17 protein-coding genes are annotated in these 20,353 nt (G+C 39.9%); 7 read left to right on the top strand and 10 right to left on the bottom strand.

The window, feature by feature from the left end; genetic code table 11:
• Positions 1-142: 142 nt before the first annotated feature.
• From AC2D3N_RS20845 to AC2D3N_RS20830, 4 genes are all read right to left on the bottom strand, one after another.
• Positions 143-3,709, bottom strand: a complete 3,567-nt coding sequence (locus tag AC2D3N_RS20845) for a PAS domain S-box protein (protein ID WP_484692018.1) — start codon at positions 3,707-3,709, stop codon at positions 143-145.
• Positions 3,710-3,741: 32 nt separating this feature from the next.
• Entirely contained in the window at positions 3,742-4,065 is a 324-nt protein-coding gene (locus AC2D3N_RS20840) for a circadian clock KaiB family protein (RefSeq protein ID WP_484692017.1), read from the bottom strand.
• A 26-nt stretch (positions 4,066-4,091) separates the two neighbouring features.
• A complete protein-coding gene (locus AC2D3N_RS20835) occupies positions 4,092-4,418 on the bottom strand; it encodes a circadian clock KaiB family protein (RefSeq protein ID WP_079680784.1) in 327 nt (108 codons plus the stop codon).
• A gap of 151 nt (positions 4,419-4,569) precedes the next feature.
• Positions 4,570-5,076 (bottom strand): Hsp20/alpha crystallin family protein, encoded by a 507-nt coding sequence (locus AC2D3N_RS20830; RefSeq protein ID WP_484692016.1) that lies wholly within the window; start codon positions 5,074-5,076, stop codon positions 4,570-4,572.
• Positions 5,077-5,408: 332 nt separating this feature from the next.
• Between AC2D3N_RS20830 and clpP the strand changes: the two genes are divergently transcribed.
• From clpP to AC2D3N_RS20810, 4 genes are all read left to right on the top strand, one after another.
• Positions 5,409-6,119 carry an ATP-dependent Clp endopeptidase proteolytic subunit ClpP gene (gene clpP / locus AC2D3N_RS20825; protein ID WP_079680782.1) on the top strand — a complete coding sequence of 237 codons (711 nt, stop codon included), beginning with the start codon at positions 5,409-5,411 and terminating at the stop codon, positions 6,117-6,119.
• Positions 6,120-6,131: 12 nt separating this feature from the next.
• Positions 6,132-7,481 carry an ATP-dependent protease ATP-binding subunit ClpX gene (gene clpX / locus AC2D3N_RS20820; RefSeq protein WP_079680781.1) on the top strand — a complete coding sequence of 450 codons (1,350 nt, stop codon included), beginning with the start codon at positions 6,132-6,134 and terminating at the stop codon, positions 7,479-7,481.
• A 96-nt stretch (positions 7,482-7,577) separates the two neighbouring features.
• Positions 7,578-8,927: a GH39 family glycosyl hydrolase gene (locus AC2D3N_RS20815; RefSeq protein ID WP_484692015.1), complete on the top strand. Its 1,350-nt coding sequence runs from the start codon at positions 7,578-7,580 to the stop codon at positions 8,925-8,927.
• Positions 8,928-9,033: 106 nt separating this feature from the next.
• Positions 9,034-9,492: a Spy/CpxP family protein refolding chaperone gene (locus AC2D3N_RS20810; protein ID WP_484692014.1), complete on the top strand. Its 459-nt coding sequence runs from the start codon at positions 9,034-9,036 to the stop codon at positions 9,490-9,492.
• A 168-nt stretch (positions 9,493-9,660) separates the two neighbouring features.
• Here the strand turns inward: AC2D3N_RS20810 and AC2D3N_RS20805 are convergent, their stop codons facing one another.
• From AC2D3N_RS20805 to AC2D3N_RS20790, 4 genes are all read right to left on the bottom strand, one after another.
• Positions 9,661-10,626 carry a glycosyltransferase family 10 domain-containing protein gene (locus AC2D3N_RS20805; protein WP_079680778.1) on the bottom strand — a complete coding sequence of 322 codons (966 nt, stop codon included), beginning with the start codon at positions 10,624-10,626 and terminating at the stop codon, positions 9,661-9,663.
• Positions 10,627-10,654: 28 nt separating this feature from the next.
• Complete coding sequence (locus AC2D3N_RS20800) at positions 10,655-12,661, bottom strand: ABC transporter ATP-binding protein (RefSeq protein ID WP_484692013.1); 2,007 nt, start codon at positions 12,659-12,661, stop codon at positions 10,655-10,657.
• Between the two features lie 86 nt (positions 12,662-12,747).
• Positions 12,748-13,914, bottom strand: coding sequence for a glycosyltransferase family 4 protein (locus AC2D3N_RS20795; RefSeq protein WP_079681053.1), 1,167 nt, complete (start codon positions 13,912-13,914; stop codon positions 12,748-12,750).
• Positions 13,915-14,055: 141 nt separating this feature from the next.
• Entirely contained in the window at positions 14,056-15,438 is a 1,383-nt protein-coding gene (locus tag AC2D3N_RS20790) for a glycosyltransferase (RefSeq protein WP_484692012.1), read from the bottom strand.
• Positions 15,439-15,514: 76 nt separating this feature from the next.
• Here AC2D3N_RS20790 and AC2D3N_RS20785 point away from each other — a divergent pair, with 76 nt between their 5' ends.
• Together AC2D3N_RS20785 and AC2D3N_RS20780 are read left to right on the top strand one after the other, a co-directional pair.
• A complete protein-coding gene (locus AC2D3N_RS20785; RefSeq protein ID WP_484692011.1) occupies positions 15,515-17,212 on the top strand; it encodes a glycosyltransferase family 39 protein in 1,698 nt (565 codons plus the stop codon).
• 60 nt (positions 17,213-17,272) lie between these two features.
• The gene (locus tag AC2D3N_RS20780; RefSeq protein ID WP_484692010.1) at positions 17,273-17,989 is read left to right on the top strand and encodes a hypothetical protein; all 717 of its coding nucleotides are present in this window, start codon (positions 17,273-17,275) and stop codon (positions 17,987-17,989) included.
• 15 nt (positions 17,990-18,004) lie between these two features.
• On the opposite strand, the gene AC2D3N_RS20775 is transcribed toward AC2D3N_RS20780, so the two are convergent.
• Entirely contained in the window at positions 18,005-19,210 is a 1,206-nt protein-coding gene (locus AC2D3N_RS20775; protein ID WP_079681052.1) for a glycosyltransferase, read from the bottom strand.
• Positions 19,211-19,239: 29 nt separating this feature from the next.
• Entirely contained in the window at positions 19,240-19,449 is a 210-nt protein-coding gene (locus AC2D3N_RS20770; protein WP_079680773.1) for a hypothetical protein, read from the bottom strand.
• Positions 19,450-19,579: 130 nt separating this feature from the next.
• Between AC2D3N_RS20770 and gloB the strand changes: the two genes are divergently transcribed.
• Positions 19,580-20,353, top strand: a complete 774-nt coding sequence (gene gloB, locus AC2D3N_RS20765; RefSeq protein ID WP_079680772.1) for a hydroxyacylglutathione hydrolase — start codon at positions 19,580-19,582, stop codon at positions 20,351-20,353.

Genomic DNA, 20,353 nt, shown 5'->3' with positions numbered 1-20,353 from the left:
GAGCTTCTGGGATAGGGAGCAGACTCTATCGGTAACACTGAGATAATGATTTGAGAATAAAAAACAAATTTGAAGAAGTTTTGAAGATTAAAATAATTCCGAAAACTGTAATAAATCTATACATTAAGAATAGGAAACGGACTTAAGCAGAGTGATCAAAATTGGTGCCAAAAACACAGACTCGGTTTCTGCCTTCTTCTTTAGCTTGGTATAAAGCCGTGTCCGCTGCCCGCACAACCGACTCCCCTGTTAAACCTTGACTGGGGAACATGGAAATGCCTAAAGAGAGGGTAATTTGACCTAAATCTTGATCCCGGTGTTTGGGCTTTAATTGTTGCACTTCAACTCGAATTTGTTCTGCCCTTTCTTTCACAAGTTCCAGAGAAATTTCTGGTAAAATCAGGGTAAATTCTTCACCCCCATAACGACAAGCAATATCTGACCCCCGGACATTTTTTTGTAATATATTTCCCAGTTGTTGCAAGACAATATCTCCGGCATCATGACCAAAGGTATCGTTATACTGTTTAAAATGATCAATATCAATCATAATAATCCCTAAGCTAAACTTTTGACGTTGGGCGCGGTTAATTTCTCGTTCTAGGGATTCTTCTAAATAGCGACGATTATATAACCCGGTCAAACCATCTCGGATACTTTGATATTCTAAGGCTTCTCGTAATTTCAAGTTAGCTAAGGCTAAAGCAATATGTTCCGCCACGGCCGTTGCTAACCGTTGTTGGTCTCCCGAAATTTGTCCCGATTCTTCGGAGGCTAAACACAATAATCCTAGGGCATCTCCTTGGGCAATCATGGGTACACAAAGATGTTCAACCATCACGGGATAAGGACTGGGAGGTTCGGTTTTTGTCGAGGAGTTAAGAGTGATTTTACTAGAACTATTGGAATTTAATTGATATTGACGATAATTTTTTTGATGGATATGTTTACATAATAAATTACTCGTAGAAGCCGGAACAAAATGGGATCTTCCTCGCCGTAATGCCCAACAATCTTGAGGGGAAAAAACCGCCTCACTAATGCCATTTAAATCTCCCCAAATTGCCACCATTTCTACTAGATTTTTAGAATTTCTCGCCACAAATAACCCCCCCGAAATATGGGGGAAGAAGGGTTTAAGTAAATCATTAATTACTTGATAGGCTTCTTCGGTGGAATTACAAGCCTGTAAAAATTCACTCATTTGACCTAATAGCAAGGTTTCACGGTTGCGTTGTTCCAAATCATTTACCCAGCGTGTGAGGTTTTTATTGGCTTGTTGGGCGGCTTCTTCGGTTTGCTTGCGTTCGGTAATATCACGACAAGTGATGGCAATCCCATCGGACAGAGGAACCACTTGCATTTGTACCCATTTCGCTTTAATATTGGGGTGGGAAATTTCTAATTCTTCCTCAAAGCCTTTACGGGTTCTAAAGGCTCGCAAATATCGCTCAAAATAGGTTAAATTTCCCTCTCTGAGAAAAACTTCATTTAGTCCTTTCCCTAACAAATTATCTTTGTTTTGTGAAAGTAGTTCTTCGGCTTTAGAATTCATATCTACCAAAACAAAATTTGTTAATTTTTCCTCGGCATCTCGATAGCTTTGTAATAGAAAAAACGCATCTAAACTACCATCAATAGCCGCTCGAAATCGGGCTTCTGATTCCTGTAGGGCTAGGGTGGTTTTTTGGCGTTCAATGGCTTCTTGTTTGAGGTCATCAATGGCTTTAGCTAATTCATTTGTGCGTTGTTTTACCCGTTGTTCAAGTTCTTCATTGATTTCATGGAGTTGATTTTCTAAAAGTTTACGCTCGGCAATTTCTCGGATTAATTCATCATTGGAAGTTGCCAGTTGCATTGTCCGTTCTTGAACTTTAATTTCCAGGTCTTCTTGGGCTTTTTGAATAGCAATTTCAACCCGTTTGCGATCGCTAATATCTCGCATAAAAACCGTTAAAATTTTTCCGGCTTCTAAGGATAATTGAGAGATAGAAACCTCAGCCGGAAATTCCGTTCCATCTTTACGGCGACCCGTCACTTCCTGATATTCTCCAATGTGTTTAATTAGACAGTGGTCAGGTAATAATTCTGGACTATATTGACAATCGTTGTGAAATAAAAATTCAGAAATTAATAAGTTAAAAGGCTGTTTTAAAATTTCATTTGCCGTATAACCAAATATTTTTTCTGCTCCCTGATTAAATAGAGTAATTTCCTGTTGCTCATTAATCGAAATAATCGCATCCTGAGCCATATCTAAAATCCCAGCCAAGCGTAAACCCGAATCGATAATCGCTTGTTCGGCTTGTTTAGCTTTGGTAATATCTCGATTAATTTTTAGAATGGCAATCGGATCTCCTTGGCTATCTTTCTTGAGTGACCAACTACTATGAATAATAACCGTATTTCCCTCTCGATCAATTTGAATTAATTCCCCTTCCCAGTTCCCTTTTTTTAGCACTTCCTGTTTAATTTTTTCTAAGGATTCAGGAGATTGAATTTTGAGCAATTTAACTAAATTTTTTCCTAAGACTTCTGATTTAGAATAGCCATATAGTTTTTCTGCACCCTGATTCCAATAGTTGATATGATCATTCAAATCAATAGCAATAATGCCATCATTAGCTAAGTCTAAAAGTTGAGCTTGATCCTGTAAAATCTGTTGAGTTCGGGCTTGTTCTGCTAATTCCTGTTTTAACCGACTATTTAAAGATTCTAACTCAGCCGTCCGCTCAGAAACTTTGATTTCTAGTTCTTCATTAATTTTTTTTAAGGATTCCTCTGACCATTTTCGCTCCGTAATATTGGTGAGAATCACCACACAGCCTTTAAAAACACTATGGGGAGTGGACAAAGGACTCGCACTCAATAAAAAGTTGATTTTTTCTCCATCTTTGCGAATAAACAGAACTTCCCGTCCTTTATAGGGATGACCATTAATCACAGATGCAATGGAAAAAATAGAATTAGAACTTTTCTCCTTTTTTCGCAAGGCGGGACTACCATTTTGTGGCGGTAAAAGTTCAAGTTTAATTAGGTCATCGAAATCGGAAAGCAGTAAATTTGCCCCTAAAATTCTCTGAGCTTCCTGACTGGCGCGAATAATTTTTCCCTGATAGTCACAAACAATAATAGACTCGGCTGCTTGTTCTAAGAGTAATCGAGTTAACCGTTCTTGAGCAACAATATCTTCGTCTCGTTTTTGTTCTGATAAATCGGTGATAATTAAACATCCGACCTCCACTCCTTTTTGGTTCAGGATATTAATAGAAAGATAAACCGGAACTTCCGTTCCATCCCGAGCAATTAAGGTTAATTCAGCCTTTCCCGAACCCAAACTTGCCTTCTGACAGAGGGCTTGAAATAAGGTTAAATCCGAGGGAGAAATAAATTCCTTAAAATCCGTCCCAATTAAATTTTTTAATGGGGTTTTAACTAGAGACGCTAATCGTTTATTACAATAGAGCAGTAATGTACTATCGGTGGTAATGGTGGCGGCACCCTCTTTCATTTCTTCCACCAACATTCGATAGGAAGAATCAGCCCCTTGCAGGGTATAAACCTGTTCTCCCTCTAACCCGGCAATTACTAAAGCATCAACTTCCCCATTGCCAATCGCTCGTAGTGTTTCTTTGGCAATTTCTAATTGATAACGAAGATCTTCAACTTCCTGTTCTAAGGGGTCTTCTGAGTGATCTAAGTTAACCATGGTTAACTGTTCGGTTGCAAAATAACATTTTTTCAAAAAGATAAATTCAAAGCCATCAGGATTTTATCAGTTTGAGATAAATCCCCGATAATTCTCTGTAACGGTAAGGGGAGAATCCGAATTAAGGTGGGGACAGCGACGATTTTTTGTCCTTCCGTGAGTTCGGGTTGTTGGTACACGTCAATTACTTCTAAATTGTAATTGCCTTTTAAGTAGGTTTCACAAATGTACTTGATGGTTTTCAACGCTAGAATTGATTTAAGATTGGTTCCAGCGATGTACAGACGGAAACAATAATAACCTTCCTTCGCCGTCGACTGCAAGTCCTCTTTGGGGGCCAGGAAATAAGATTTCATAAAACAACTTCTCCTCTTGTTTTAAATCAGGGATTTTTCCAACCCTCTCCTTTCCACAATTCTAGCCCCACCAGAATTCTTTCGGGATTGGACAAGTCCCCAATAATTTGTTTTAGGGGGCGGGGAATTTTACGAACCAAGGTGGGAAGGGCGAAAATGTGATCTTGCTCGGCGAGTCGGGGGTCATTTAACAAATCAATGACTTCAATCTGATATTGACCCTGAAGATACTGTTCACAAACTTTTTTCAAGTTTATAAATGCTGTGATAGCTTTAGGGGTTTGTCCAGCAACATACAAACGCAATTCCCAAAGTTTAGGTTCACCGGGTTTCAAGTCCTTTTGATTATCCATGGTCGTGGCAACTTTTCTGGGTTCAAGACATTAACTTTAACAAAAAGATAACTTTTGACTAACGGTAGTAAGAGCAAATGGCAGTAGCAGAGGTTTATGTGGATAGGTTACCCCTTTGGTCACTAACTGGTAACCCTTTAAATACAAAAATTTACGAATTTTTAGAGTTAACTTCCCAGGCTTCGGATAGAGGCTGCAAATCGGACGCACACCGGACAATAATTCCCTGGGTTCGAGGGGAAATGGTTTTTTCTTTAGGCAATTTCAGCAGTAATAGATTTTGATCTAATTCTGCCGTTACGGTTTCAGGATGGACACAATGGGGTAGGGGAATCAAACATTGAAATTGTTGGGAGGGATAGGTAAAATCACAGTAGCCTAGCACCTGTACCTGTTCAATTTTTTCCCCAGATAAAAACACGGTTTCTGAGGTCACACGAATTTCCAGATTCTCTGGTTTTAGACTAGGAATGGAGACTTTTAAAACAATATGATTCGAGGTTTCTTGCATTTGCACATCCCGAATCGGTGTGATCCCCTCCTGAGCCACCCATAGGGTTAAGGGGGGATCATTAGAGATGGATTGATCTTTAATAACTTGCATCCGTTGATACAAATTGTTCAGAAATTGCCAAGGGTTCAAATTCTCGAAAATCATAGCTTAATTTTGCTTGAGTTAGCTTAAAAATTGGACATAAAGCCCTGGGTTTATATCTAGTATTCTTATAACCTAGCAAACAAATTTGAAGAATTTTTGAAGTTAGATATAGGTTTCTCAAGATTGGTGGGAATAGGTTAGAGGGAATAGGAAATTACGAATTACGAATTACGAATTACGAATAGGGACTAATGTATTTTTGATCACATCAATTTGCCGTTCCTCTCGAATTCTTTTATAATCTTGGGTTGGGGTTGGGAGTTTGGGGTTTTGAACTGTCCTATCGTTACGTTTCCTCCCCGGTTCTGATTCCACTGTTCTATGAGGTGTTTATGATGTTTTCCCAGTCTTTCGGATACCGAATCGATAACTATTCCCATTTTGAGGTCACAAGCGATAGCCGGATTGAAACCTGGTCTCCGAGTAATATTGTACCGATTGTGATTGAGCAGTCAGGCATGGGGGAACGGGCCTTTGACCTCTACTCTCGTCTGTTAAGAGAACGGATTATTTTCCTGGGAACTCCGATTGATGATGATGTGGCTAATGCCCTGAGTGCCCAACTGTTGTTCCTAGAAGCCGAAGACCCGGAAAAGGATATCCAAATCTACATTAATTCTCCGGGGGGGTCTGTGACCGCAGGCATGGCGATTCTGGACACCATGCAGCAAATTCGCCCGGATGTTGTCACCATCTGTTATGGAATGGCCGCTAGTATGGGGGCTTTTTTATTGGCCGCCGGTACCCCAGGAAAACGGATGTCTTTACCCAGTTCCCGAATTATGATTCACCAACCCCTCGGCGGAGCCCAGGGACAGGCCGTTGATATTGAAATCCAAGCCAAAGAAATCCTCTATCATAAACGGGTACTGAATGAGTTATTGGCGGAACACACTGGTCAACCCATCGAACGAATTGAGGAAGATACCGAACGCGACTTCTATATGTCCGCAGAAGACGCCAAAGAATATGGTCTAATAGATAAGGTGATCGACCGCACCCAAAATCTTCCGATTCCCGGAGAGTCCGTTCCCGTAACTTAAGATGAGGTAAATATGTCCAAGTACGACTCCCATCTGAAATGTTCTTTCTGTGGTAAGTCCCAGGAGCAAGTTCGCAAATTGATTGCAGGCCCAGGTGTCTATATCTGTGATGAATGTGTGGAACTGTGTAATGAAATTTTAGATGAGGAGTTATTCGACAGTAGTTCGGCCACGACTCCCCCCACTTCCCCTCGTCCCCAGCTTCCCCAACCCCCACAACGGCGACAACGGACTGGACGAGTGGGTTTAAATCAAATTCCTAAACCTAGAGAAATTAAATCCTATCTGGACTTGCACGTTATTGGCCAAGATGAGGCGAAAAAGGTACTCTCGGTCGCAGTTTATAACCATTACAAACGGTTAGGGTTTCTCCAAACGAAAACCACAGGACGACCCGCCGAAGATAGTAATGTTGAGTTACAAAAATCTAATATTCTGTTGATTGGCCCGACTGGATGCGGGAAAACCCTCTTGGCGGAAACCTTAGCTAAAATGTTAGAGGTTCCCTTTGCGGTGGCTGATGCCACGACCCTCACGGAAGCCGGTTATGTCGGGGAGGATGTGGAAAATATTCTGCTGCGGTTATTACAGGTTGCGGATTTTGATGTGGAAGAAGCCCAACGGGGCATTGTTTATATTGATGAAATTGATAAAATTGCCCGCAAAAGTGAAAATCCCTCCATTACCCGGGATGTATCGGGGGAAGGGGTACAACAGGCTTTATTAAAAATGTTAGAGGGAACCGTTGCTAATGTCCCACCCCAGGGCGGACGCAAACATCCCTATCAAGATTGTATTCAAATTGATACTAGTAATATTCTGTTTGTCTGTGGGGGGGCCTTTGTGGGCTTAGATAAATTGGTGGAGCAGAGGACGGGCAAAAAGTCCATGGGATTTGTCCAACAGGGAGACAGTCAACCGAAAGATAAACGCACCGTTGATGCCCTCAAACACATGGAACCCGATGATTTGGTCAAATTTGGTCTAATTCCTGAATTGATCGGTCGGATTCCGATGATAGCGGTCTTAGAACCCTTAGATGAAGCGACCTTAGTGGCTATTTTAACGGAACCTCGCAATGCTTTGGTCAAACAATATCAAAAACTATTGCGGATGGATAATGTTCAGTTAGAATTTGATGAAGATGCGATTCAAGCGATCGCTCAAGAAGCCTATCGTCGCAAAACCGGAGCCCGAGCATTACGGGGAATTGTAGAGGAATTAATGTTAGATGTCATGTATGAAATTCCCTCGCGTAAGGATGTCAAACGCTGTCGGGTCACGCGAGAAATGGTAGAAAAACGCTCCACAGCAGAATTACTATTACATCCATCTTCCTTACCCAAACCCGAATCAGCATAATCATTTGTAGGGGCGGGTTCTGTTAGATATTTGGTAATTACTTAAATCTGGGTGAACCCGCCCGTACATTATCGTTAACAAATTTATTATGATATTATGACATTAAATCTATTAAATTCGGTGCATCTAAGATTCAAAGAATCTCAATTCAAACTGAAAAAATTTATCCCTATTTTTGTCGGTTTAATTACCTTATTCAGTATTTTAGGGGTGGGACAATTTCAGGTTTTCGGACAACAACAAAACGATATTACGATTGATTTTGCCGCTCAAAGAACTGGCTTGAGTTCCGTCAGTGGCTTTTTGTATGGGAAAAATGCCACGCAACCTCCCGATACTATGATTAAACCCCTAGAACCTAAACTGTGGCGGACATCCCAACTGGACTTGTATCCGCGAGTGATTGGACTTGGGGCTCAATTTCAACTGATTTTAAGTGATACCTGGGGCTATGGCTCCCCCAGGGGATGGCCCTATGATAACTATGCCAAATGGGAAGAACACGTCCGACAACTTGCCCGACAAAACAAAGATAAAGTTATATTATGGGATATTTGGAACGAACCCGACTTAAAAGATCCCTTTTGGAAAGGCACCCGAGAACAGTTTTTTGAAACCTATAAACGAGCCTATCAAGTATTACGTCAAGAATTAGGCCCAAATGTGATGATTGGTGGCCCGAGTCTTGCCCAATATGATCAAAACTTTTTCACCGCATTTTTAAATTATTCTAAAGCTAATAATTTAGAAGTTAATTTTTTATCTTGGCATGAACTCAATGATCAAGATATTACCTCAATTACGGCTAGGATTAATAATGCCCGTCGGAGTTTCCAACAAAATCCCAACTACCAAAGTTTAAAAATTCAGAAAATTTATGTCAACGAAATTATCGGCCCTACGGCTCAATATCGTCCGGCGGAAAATTTAGGCTTTTTGTATTACACCGAATTAGGACGGCCCGATGGTGCGGTTAGAGCCTGTTGGGATCCAATTAATAAAGGAAGTGGAACTAATAATTGCTTTAATAATAGTTTAGATGGTTTAGTTACCCCCGATCAATCCTTACCCAGAGCCGTCTGGTGGGTTTATAAAGCCTACACAGATGGGTTTAATTCCCGGGTTGCCAGTCAGTCTAGTAACCCTAAAATTGTTGCCTTAGCCAGTCGTGCCAATCGGGAAGGAAAGGCTCAAATTCTATTCGGTTATTTTGAACAAGCCTTTTCTACACCAACGGCGGGAGTTACATTAATTCTGAAAAATTTACCGAATTCCACGGGAAATTCCACCGTCAAAGTCCAAAAGATTCCTGATTCTGGAGAACAAGTGATCAAGGAATTAGCTACAGTCCGACAGGAGAATATTACCGTAAATAATCAACAGTTAGTCCGGTTAACTATTCCTAATATCCAACTGCATGAAGCTTATCTTTTAACTATTGGCTAAGGTTTAGTTAGTAATCTCTAGCTGGAGATTGAACTTTTTTGCCGGAAGTTGGTCAATACCGAAAGAACCTATTACAATCAAAGATAACTGTTTCTGAGGTAAATTTATGCGGCTAACTTACCGGGCTATTGTAGCAATATTTGGACTGTCTATGGCGGCTCTGTTCACGAATTCAACTCCAGTTATGGCGGAATCAATTGCCCAAGCTGCACCGAATCAACCCCAAATGAATGACCGTTCAGATAAAATGTTCAGTTCACTGAATTTAACCCCGGAACAACAACAGAAAATTCAAGGAATTCGCCAGGAATATCAGGGACAAATCCGCCAACAACAACAACAAATGCGTCAACTTCAGCAAGAATTAAATGAGTTAATGGCTAAAAATGCACCGGAAAGCGAACTTCGCCTAAAACATAATCAGTTTATGGCATTAAAACAACAGATGGGAGACATTCAGTTTAATATAATGTTAAAAACCCGAGAAATTTTAACCGCAGAACAACGCACTCAACTGGCTAATTTGATGCAAGAACGCCATCAAAGCCCTCGTCGTGATCGCTAATTTTTTTAGCCTTCCGATAAAATAAAATATACTGATCAAAGCTTAGAGAATGTTTTAGGCAAAATTTTGCAGGAAATTCAATTATTTCTAGGCTTTGAACCTCAGTAATTTTAAAGGTAAACCCTGATTTTAAAATTAAGCAATGCGTGGAGAAGATTTTTTACTCAGTTAGCTGCACTTTTCCACATATTCAGATAACCAATTCACCAAATTCAGTTTATGTAAAACAAGCTGTCGAGCTTCTGCGATCGCCTCTTTAGCTTGATGCCAAGCATCTGGTGTAGCAATAATTTCCTTAATATAAGCAATCCCTTTTTCATCTAAACTGGGTATTCTTAGGAAACTGCCTGGAGGTAAAACTTTATCGGCTGCCGTTCCACCGTAGTAAATGGGAAGACACCAAGCTAATAAAGCATCCCACATTTTTTCGCTTAAATACCAATCATTATCAGCGAAGTTTTCAATTGTTAAATTATAATAATAGGGGGCCATACCATACCATTTATTAGCTAAATAACCGGATGACTTAGACCAATCTGGCATATTACGACCATAGTAATCAATCTCTGACCCACTCGATTGAATTAAACGCAAAAATTCTAATCGTTTGAGATGATTTTCTGAACGAGATACCCCAGATGTAATCCAACTACAAAGTTTGATTTTTTCAGGGGGGGGTAACTCATTAAAATCACGAAATGTATTTAAATGATACCAAATTGCGGGCATATATTCAGAAATCGGAGCCACGTCATCGGCTGCCGAAACATATCCACAATATTCTTGCGCCCATTGATAACAAGTACGATTATAATTATTCAGATACTCTAAGGGAGGTTCACGCCAGATAAAAATGCGACGTTCCTTGGGAACCCCTCTAAATTTTTGCTCTAAATTTTGTTGGTATTCTTCTAATTTTTCAGAGTAGTTAATATTTTTAAATATCAATTTATTATGTTTACGAGGTGGAAGTTGAGCAAAGTTATAGAGAAGGAGAAAGTCAGGATCAGGGTGTTTAGCCATGACTTGAATATTATTCCAAACTCCAAAACTATTAGGGCTTTGATGCCAACTCCAATCGCATTGTTCAACGCCTGGATAGGACGTGATCATCCCAATAATTTTTCGAGCCATCTTTTGATTCTCCAATTTAATTTATAACTTAATAGTTTTTCAGTCTTAGCTTAACGCATTTTTCAATAAATTCCAAATTTTCTAGGATACTCGTTGCTGATTTGTAAGACTCCATAATTAGTTCCTCTTTTTCCTCTGGAGTATCGACCATTTCATCAAGTAATAATCGTAAAAATCCAATCATCGGATTGAGACGAGATCGGACTTCATAGGAACTTTTAATTAAAGCTGCATCGCGACTCACTTCATCGGCAAACTGCAAGGAATAAAGTTTTGCATACTGACCGCCTTTTGCTAATAATTCATTGTGGGTTCCCACTTCTACCACTTGTCCTTGGTCTAATACAGCAATTTGATGTGCTTTTTGAATCGTAGAAAGGCGGTGAGCAATGACTAAAGTGGTGCGGTTGTGGCTAAGTTGATCAATAGCCTCTTGAACTAACCGTTCTGATACGGTGTCCAAGGCACTGGTAGCCTCATCTAAAATTAAAATTTCTGGGTTTTGTAATAATGCTCTAGCAATCGAAAGTCGCTGACGCTGACCTCCTGATAATAAAACACCGCGATCACCAATTTGAGTATCAAAGCCTTGAGGTAATGTAATAATAAATTCATAAGCATTAGCACGTTTAGCGGCATTAAAAATTTCTTCATCCGTTGCATTAGGTTTGGCATAAGCGATATTATTTCGAACCGAGGTATTAAATAAAAAGGTGTCTTGACTGACAATTCCCATTGCTCGTCGGAGACTTTTAAAATCAAATTCTCGTAAATCATGATCATCAATTTTAATGGCTCCAGCCACGGGATCAAAAAATCGGGTTAATAAATCAGCTAAGGTTGATTTTCCGGCTCCTGAACCCCCAACCAAGGCTAAAGTCGTTCCACGAGGAAGGTGCAGATCAATATCTTTTAACACTAATTTATCATTACCCGGATAACCAAAAGAAAGATGATCAAAATGAATTTCTTGTTGTAACCCCGGATAAGGGAGGGAACCATTATTCATGAAAGGTTTATTGTCTCGGCGCAAGAATTCCTGGATTATTAGTACCGATGGCATATTTTGAGCTAAATTACTCCGTAAGTTATTTAAGGTAGAAATTAAGGGCAGGGTGCGGAATAATAAAAATAGATATGTTAGCAAAATAGTTGTTAAAGATTGAATTTCTTCAGAGGCTAAAAAGCTTCGACCCAAAACTACTAGCAATAAAATCACTATCATATTAACTACTTCATTGATCGGGGCGATCGCCGATGAATTCATGAGAGATTGAAATTCCGCCTTTTCTCTTTTTTGACTTAATATTTTAAGGCTTTCATATTCTGCTTGTTCATGCCCCATCGCTTTAACCTGGCGCATTCCATTCAAGATTTCCATTAATTGAACAGAATAATTTCTCGAAGATTTTGATAATGCCGAACCATATTTTTTAGATCTACTAATAATGGACTGATTAATTCCAGTCACTACAGCTAAAACTAAAGTTGTTGCTAAAGTCAGTTGCCAAGAAATAGATACTAATAAGGTTAAGAATGTAAAAACCGTGATTCCCGTTGTAAACAGTCCTATATACAAACTAATCGCGCTTGAAGTTCGGCGTGTTTCTTCTCCTAAACGGTTAATTAAATCTCCAACTTTCGTTTTAGAGTAAAAATCTATATCAATGTCTAATAATAACTGAATCCCGGCTTCTCGAATATCACAGGTTAATCTTCGGCTCAAAGATGCTGCAATCAGGGTATTAAGATAGGTGGTAAGATTTTTTAAAACCAGGGTGAAAATAATAGCACCTGTCATTAATCCTAAGCGGTAAGATTCAGGAATATTGCCAAAGGGAGAAAGCAGTTTTTGAATAATTGGAGGTGCGCTTTGGAGTTCAATGGATTGTCCCAATAAATTTAAAATAACGGGTACAATTAAAGTTGTACCCACCCCACTAAAGATCGCGCCGGAAAATCCTAAAACAACGGTCAGAATCATTTTTACAGGATACCGTTTGGCATACTGAAAGAGAAATCGAGTTGCAGACATTTTGGAACTTGTATAGTGAATATCAGAATAATATTGTGAGCCCGATCAGAGGCAATCGCTCAAAGTCCGTTGGTTCACCTTACTGTTTAGGATAACAGTAAAGGCTCCATTACCTCAGTCAGAATCGCTGCCATGGTCTTGACACTATAGTGTTCAATACATCGCTTTCTAGCTTCCTGACCTTTCTGATTAGCCCTTTCTAAATCATCAAATATAACAGGTAAAATTTGGGCAATTTGTTCAGGAGAACCCGGATCGACTAAATAACCCGCTTCACCCAAAATTTCTGGAATATCTCCGACCCGGGTAGATAAAATGGGTTTAGCCATTGCCATACCATCGGTTAGCTTCAAAGGAAATTGAGCTTGGGCTGTCAGTGTATTTCGTTGAGGAACTATCACCACATGAGCCGCCGCCACAATTTCTGGCATGGCTTCGACAGGAGAGCGAGGGAGTTGAATAATCCAGCGACCCCATTTTTGCATCAGTTTTTGGTCATAATCATCATAGGGACTATCTCCCACCAGAACAAGCCGTAAATCAGGGGTATTCAACTGTTCAAGGGCGACGAGTACATCTTCTACACCTTTATGGGGTCGGGGCGCACCAGGAAACATTAAAATCCGATATCCATCTAAGCCATAACGTTCCCGACTAGTTTGCGGATCATATCGTTGAGGGTCAAATAGTTGGGTGTCTTTGCCATTGGGAAGATAAACTCCACCGAATCTTTGTTGCAAAAACTGAGTGTCAACCGTAACAGCATTTGCTCGGGTCACCAAAGGCTCCATCCATTTAAGATACTGGGGGTGATCGGAATATCTTAACTGACCGTTGGGTTTAAATAAATCTCGGTAAAACTGTTTAAGGGAGGGACGATACTGCCACTGGTCACCCCCATGCCAACTGAGTTCCCAGTCATCAATATCCAGGATCACAGGTTTTTGGTGAAAAAACCTTTTCAACAGGGCTATGCCAAAACTGGTAGGTTTGAGTTTAACGGCATAGATAATATCCCCATTAATTTTGTCTAAAAGCTGTTTGACATTGCCAAATAATTGAGGATAAATTCCCCCTGGTACTGACTCAACGTGCAATTTGGGAGGAGGGGCGGGGTAAATTTGATCACCTGGAAATAAAAATCCGAGAATTTCTACATCATAATTTAATGTTTGTAGAGCTTGAGCAATGACATAGGCACGATCAAGACCACCTTTGGATAGGGTTGGCGATAAGATAGAAATTCTTGGCATTTTGGCTTCGAGGTTAAGAGCAATAGTTGACACTTTCAGGTTTAAAGACACTAACATCCCGGTGACACAATTCAATTAATTGAATTGTCGCTGCGACTGCCATATATCATTAAACGATATGCCCACACTCGGGAATAGACTTTACAAAGTTGCTTTCCTGAATGATAGGGGATCAACACTTCGCTGATTCAGAATCTCTTGATACAAACCAGCCATTTCATCGGCAACATTTTGCATGGTTCTCACTGGTAAGATATTCTGATGGAATTGACGAATTAAATCGCGATGAGTCGCTAAATAGGCAATGGCTTCTGTCCAAGCCGAGACTTCCGTGGGTGTAGAGACAAGCCATCCATCAACACCGTGACGAACCAATTCTGCAATGCCTCCCAAATGGGAACCGATAATGGGTGTACCTACCGCATAGGCTTCGAGAACCACCAGTGGGCCTGTTTCTAACCCTTGGGAAGGTACAGCTAGTATATCAAACCCAGCTAAATGTTGAGGAACTTCTTCCCTGGAAAGCTTTTGAGCAACTCGAATTCGAGAATCTTGTTCAGCTATAGCTAAGACTCGTTCCCGATTGTTTTTACCAGCCTCCCCATGCAACATTCCATGAATGGTCAGTTCCACGGGAATATCTGGATCTAAGCGGTGGATGGCTTCTACTAGAATTTGGATACCTTTCGTTTCTTGCCATCGTCCTAAAAATCCAATTTTGAGCGGAGATTGCTGCTGAAATTGTTTTTTTTCTGCACTGGAATAGCTCACACCCTGACGACATAATACTAATTTTTCGGGAGGAACACCATTGAGCAAAAAGGCATCATAAAGCCATTGACAGACGGCCACGATTCTATCTGCTAAATTAGCCATTTCTAGGAGAGACTGCCGATGAATTTTAACGCTCAGAGGAATGGCTATTGTTCTTCCTAATTGTCGGATTCTGACATCGGGGGCAGAAGTGAGTTTGGCGGCAAGGGGCAGACCTATTGAGGCGGGGAGTTGACTGATTCCTTGGATGATGGGAGCGGGGACTCGTTTAGGAACACCATAACAGCGTCCACAACGCACAGGATCAATATAACCATCACAAGGATATTGTTCTTGGTGCATCATGGTTCCTCTGAGACACACTGCTTCTGGCATATGAATGGTGACGATGGTAGGTAGTCCCAATTCACGAGCCAGACGAAGATGATGCAAACCACAGCCATATCGCCAGGAATGTTGATGATAAATATCTACGCTTTGGCTAGATAACCAATCAGCGAACTGAGAAAAACCCAAAGGTGGAAGTTGTTGTTTTTCTTGAGAGAGGTTGGGACAAGGAGCTACGGGATAGCGATAAACATTAACTCCTTTATACTGATAGTTTCTTTCCTGGGTCTGCAAAAGATCGGACACAGCCACCTGAGTTTCAATACCATGGGGTTGTAGCCCTTGAATTAAGCCATCAAGGTAAACTTCAACTCCTCCAGAGGAATCAGGAAAATACCAACTTGTTGTGGAAATTAGTTTCATATTCTATAACTGGTTCATAGCTGCTCAAAACTCTTAATACAATAACGACTCTCTATTTTCGATTTCAGAATTATTTATGACTCAAAAGTTATCAATTTCCAGTTTACCTAAATTTTTATCATTAGAATTTCTCCTCCTGAGTGCAATTTTTCTAGGGATTTTCTTACGAATTCTTAATTTAGGAACCCGTGAATTTTGGTATGACGAGGTATTATCCCTCCTATTATCGACAGGACAAAAAAGTGCCTATGTTACTCCCCAAGATATTCCGGTAGTTTTAGCCCATTATACTCAACTTCTCAATTTGCCCACAGAGTCTCATCCCAGTGATATTCTGAAAACCCTAGTAAGTCTGCTGCGGGGAATTGTTGGGGGAGAACCTCATCCCCCTTTATTTTACCTCAGTCAGCATTTCTGGTTACGATTGTTTGGCAATAGCGAAATGGCGCAACGGAGTCTCAATACTTTACTGAGTCTATTCAGTATTTTTTGTAGCTATGGTTTAGGACGCAGATTATTAGGATATCGAGGCGGTTTATTATTCGCCGCCTTATTAGCAACCAATCCCTTCTTTTTATTTCACTCCTTAAATGTACGAATGTATGCCCCTCTAGTTCTCTGGACAATTTTAAGTGCTTGGGCTTTAATTCAGTTAATCGGTGTTGATAAAATTCAACCTCAAAGCTCTCAAATTGAAATAAAATCTTCTCTAAGTTTTAAACAAAAACTGTTTTGGACAGGAGTATTAATTCTGTCGGTAGCGGCGGGATGTTTAACGTTTTATTTATTTATTTATTGGTTAATTACTTTAGCCGTTTTGGTATTATATTTAGATCGGCGTCACTGGTGGCAACAAGCCTTACGCATCGGAACTGGGGTATTAATTACTGTTCCTTGGGTGTTATGGGGAACTCGTCAACAATTAAAAAATGCTGACTTAGGAAGGTTTAGCACTCCCCCCGGTTTTTTTGCGACAATGCTTCAGCATTTACAAGATTTTGCCTATCTTTTAGGTGTACAATTATTAGTAGGAGATTGGATTACCAGTATTCCAGTTTTTATTGCAGTTCTGGCTGGTATTTTCTGGATTATTGTTTTTATAGTTGGCAGTATTCGGCTTTGGAAATTGGGAGAACATCAACGGTTAGGAGTCGGATTAATTTTAGGAATATTCCCCCTGTTATTGGCTTTAATAGCAGATATTATCGGTAAAAAATTTACCATTGGGTTTGGCTGGGGCAGAAGTTTAATGATTATTCTTCCGGGTTGTCTATTGTTGATTACCCTATTCATTCAACGCCTAACAAAAGGACAATTATATCGTCTAACCGCAACGGGTTTGATTTTCATCTATTTAAGTATTGGTATCGCCGACTATAGTTTAAGAAATCGACAAATGTTTCATCAAATTTCTGATATTATTTCCACTCAACCGACCACTCCCACATTAATTGTCATGAATTCTAAAGCCTGGGGTCATGTCAACCGTTTAGCCTATTATATACCCCCTGAATCTCCTGTATTTTTACTCGCGCAAGAATCAAATAAACTGGCTCCGGCTTTACAAAAATCTTTAACTTCTAAACCTTCAACCTATGGTAGAATTATATTGTTAGAAGCGGCTGAACCTGTTTGGTCTGAACCCACAACAGAAGCAGAACGAGAAACAATTCAAGGGATTTTAAAACCTGAATATCAACTTAAAAAAAATCAGTTGCTGCAAGGGACAATGGATTTAGATCAATTTACTGTTAATGTTTATCAACGGTATTAATTTTGGGGATTAATTATTAATCGTGTAAAATAAGTAAATTAACTTTTGTCAGACATTTTTATGACAACAACTGCTCTCCCAAAACCCTATACTCGCCTGAGTGAATTGTTACCTAGCCTAAAAGCGATCGCAATTCTCTGGATCGTAGTCTATCACATTTGGGCTTATACAAAAGGATATCTAAAATTTTCAGAAATCACGGATATTTTGACTGGAAATGGTGTTAAAGGGTTGGTGGAAGGATTTCTTAATTTATTCTGTTCCATGGGAGAACACGGAGTCCATATTTTCTTAATTGCTAGTGGGTTTGGACTCGCAACATCTTGGTGGAAAAGTTATCAAAAAACACCCGGTAATAATAATATTATAGCATTAATTCCCTTTTGGAAACGGCGATGGCTGGGGTTTTTAATAATATTTTGGGCTTTAGGATTAGCCTGTGATTGGGGATCGGAATCAGGATTAATGGCTTGGAGAATTCCGGCTGATTTATTCCTAGGAATTGGAGAATTTTTTGCCCTATTTCAAATTATCAATTATTTACCTAGTCTGAAACCTTGGTTAAATCCTGTTGGCGACACATCCTATGGTATTTATCTAATTCACATGAACTTAGAAACAGGTTTATGGATCGGAATGGGTTTTATTTCCTTTTATTGGTTGCGTTTATTTGTGGTAGTCGCGATCGCCTGTTTCTTAGGAGGACTATTTGATCTTGCTGGGAATTGGATCATTAAACAGGGGTTAAAAAATAATTCTTTTTCTTCTCCTAAATAACCCCAAAACCAATAATTACTTAACTTCCGTTACTCGCCAACTCAATTTTAAATTTAGCCAGAAATTCCAAAAAGTGACAATAGCGATCGCAATTATTTTTGCTAAATAGGCATTCATTCCAAACACATTAAATAGGAGATTCACCAATAGCACATTTAAAATTAACCCCGATAAACAAATTAAGTTAAACTTCAAAAATCGTTTAAATCGTTTTCCTGTGCCTTTTTGATGGCTAGAAATATCTCCAAATGTCCAAAGATCATTCCAGATAAAATTATTAATAATCGCTACTTCTGCCGAGAATATAGCACTACGGGTTAAAGCCAAACCAACAACGGTATAGAGGAGATAAAACACTCCCATATCCACAAAAACCCCACTAAAACCCACAACTCCAAACCGCAAAAACCGCGTTACCGGCCATCGAGCTAAACGCAATTTAACTAAATGTTGTAAATATTCAATATATTGTTTCCAAGTCACTTTGCTTTCCCCTTCTAAGCGTTCTTGGAATACATAACCCACTTCTCCCACCCAACGAATTTGACCCCGACCTAACACTTCAATTAAAATTTTATAACCAATGGGATCAAGAGTTCTTCCAGCAATTGCTTCCCTTTTAACCATAAAATAGCCACTCATTGGATCAGACACTCTACCAATAACACCGGGTAAAATAATTAATCCTAAAACCTGCGCCCCTCTCGATAAAAAGCGCCGAATCACACTCCAATCACTAACGCCACCGCCCTCAACATGGCGACTGCCAACGGCTAAATCTGCACCCCGTTCTATTTCTCCTAAAAGTTGCAATAAACTCTCTGGAGGATGTTGTAAATCCGCATCAATTACCCCTAAAATTTCCCCTCTCGCCGCTTGCCAACCCCTAATCACCGCCGTTGATAATCCCCGTTCTTCCTGACGTCGCATCACCCGCAATTGGGGAAATTCTGGGATTAACTCCGCCGCGACTTTCCAAGTCAAATCGGGGCTATCGTCATCAACAATAATTAACTCATATTCATTGGGAATTGCTTCCTCTAATAACTGAGTTAATTGTTGGACGATGGGTCTAACATTTTCACTTTCTTTATAAGTGGGAATGATCAAGGATAATCTAACAGCAAACTCGCTAATTTCCGTGGGAATAGTGGCTTGGGTAGGAATCTGTAATATCCCGGTTGGAACCGGAATTAAATGATTGACTTCGGGAAAATTCATATCGGGTTTGACCTCATTATTTTTACTGTTCACATATCATTAAATTTAACACGACCTGTCTGAACATAATCAAAGACTCGATTAATCTGGTTGCGTTCAGATTCGGTAATATCTTTATCAGATAAAATAGCAGACATTAATCTCAAATAATCAGCATGACCTAGTTGACCCGAATTGACAATCCGATCCGTCACTTGACTAATTGAGATTTTAGAGCGAGTGGGAAGTGTCCACAGCATTTTAACCGTAACCTCTCTAATTTAATTATTGACTAATTTTGCGATAAAATTTGCTAAACTAGCGAATTGCACCCACCAAAGTCTCAACTATTATAAACCCTGATCAACTAATCCCAGGAGATTGCTTTTAATGCAAATTCAACTAATTCCAGTCCTCTCTGATAACTATATCTTTTTACTGCATGATCCTGATCGGAAAATTGCCGCCGTTGTTGACCCCGCAGAAGCCTATCCTGTTTTACAACATTTACAGACATTAGATGCCGAATTAGTTGCAATTTTTAACACTCACCATCATAGCGATCATGTTGGGGGAAATACTCAACTGATTAAAGAATATCCCGATCTTACGGTTTATGGAGGTGAGGGCGATCGAGGTAGAATCCCCGGTCAAATGGTATTTTTAAAACCGGGTGATCAAGTTGAATTCGGCGATCAAATCGGGCAGGTTTTATTTGTTCCCGGTCATACAAAAGCCCATATTGCCTATTATTTCCCACCCATAAATCCCGATCAACCCGGGGATTTATTCTGTGGGGATACCCTATTTGCCGGGGGGTGTGGCCGTTTATTTGAAGGGACTCCCCAACAAATGTTGACATCTTTAAATCAATTTCGCAACCTCCCCGAAACTACTCGGGTTTGGTGTGCTCATGAATATACTCTTAATAACTTAAAATTTGCCTTAACGGTTGATGCTGATAATCAAGATTTACAGGATCGTTTTCAAGAAGTTACCGTAGCCCGCAGTCAAAATCAAGCCACAATTCCCTCAAATATTGGCTTAGAAAAACGCACTAATCCTTTTTTGCGTTGGGATATTCCCACTCTGCAAACGGCGACCAATAGCGATGATCCGATCCAAACCTTTGCCCGTTTGCGGGGAATGAAGGATCAATTTTAA

This window comes from Planktothrix sp. PLAVEN19ND (assembly GCF_057220675.1).
Note: the sequence above shows the minus strand (reverse complement) of the source record. Positions and strands in the feature narration are given on the sequence as shown.